The organism is Pseudoroseomonas cervicalis ATCC 49957 (genome assembly GCF_000164635.1).
GTDB lineage: Bacteria > Pseudomonadota > Alphaproteobacteria > Acetobacterales > Acetobacteraceae > Pseudoroseomonas > Pseudoroseomonas cervicalis.
The window spans coordinates 1-1,014 of the sequence record NZ_GG771064.1 but is presented as its reverse complement, the minus strand read 5'-3'; the positions used below and the strand labels follow the sequence as shown (position 1 = coordinate 1,014).

At 73.7% G+C, this 1,014-nt stretch carries 1 protein-coding gene; it reads left to right on the top strand.

All coding sequences use genetic code 11. The features are described 5' to 3' along the window. Positions 1-831, top strand: an 831-nt coding sequence (locus HMPREF0731_RS21735) for an AAA family ATPase (RefSeq protein ID WP_007006406.1), incomplete at its 5' end; no start/stop codon positions are given. Positions 832-1,014 lie beyond the last annotated feature (183 nt).

Below are 1,014 nucleotides of genomic sequence, written 5' to 3'. Positions count from 1 at the left end.
TTCGCCGCCGCGCGCGAGGCGCAGCTGCGCGCCGAGGCGCAGGCGCAAGGCGCGGAGGCCGCCGCCGGCACCGTCGCCGCCCGGCTGATGGAGCGTCTCGGCGAGAATCCGGAGCTGCCCGCCCCGCCCGAGGACCTCTCCGACGCCGCCGAGGAGCGGGCGCGGAAGAAGGCCGAGCGGCTGGCGCGGGAGCGCGAGGAGATGGGCCCGGTCAATCTCCGCGCCGAGCAGGAGATGGCCGAGGTGGAGGCGCGGATCGGCTCGATCGACCGCGACCGCGACGAGATCGCCGCCGCCATCGCCAAGCTGCGGGGCTCGATCGGGCATCTGAACCGCGAGGGGCGGGAGCGGCTGCGCGCCGTGTTCGACCGCATCGATGCCGAGTTCCGCGCCCTGTTCGGCCGGCTGTTCGGCGGCGGGCGGGCGCATCTGGCGCTGGTCGGCAGCGACGACCCGCTGGAGGCGGGGCTCGAGATCTATGCCGAGCCGCCGGGCAAGAAGCTCGCGACCCTCTCCCTGCTCTCGGGCGGCGAGCAGGCGCTGACCGCGCTGTCGCTGATCTTCGCCATCTTCCGCTGCCAGCCCGCGCCGGTCTGCGTGCTGGACGAGGTGGACGCGCCGCTGGATGATGCCAATGTCGAACGGCTCTGCGGCCTGCTCGACGCCATGGCGGCGGAGGCGGGCACCCGATTCCTGGTGGTCACCCACCACCCGCTGACCATGGCGCGCATGCACCGCCTCTATGGCGTGACCATGCAGGAGAGGGGGGTCAGCCGGCTGCTCTCGGTGGATCTGGGCGCGGCGGTGGACATGGTGGAGGGTGGTGCCTGACCGAAACTATCCCCCCCGGCCCCCCTTAATCCCACGCCCTGGCTGCGCTAGGAGCCATGGTGCAGCTGGAGGGCATGGGATGCGGCGTCGGGACAGCCTGGGGTTGTGTCTGGCCCTGGGCGCTGCCAGTGTGGCGGGTGGAGGGTCGCGTCCGGCGCGGGCCGGGCCGGAGGCTGGCGAGGC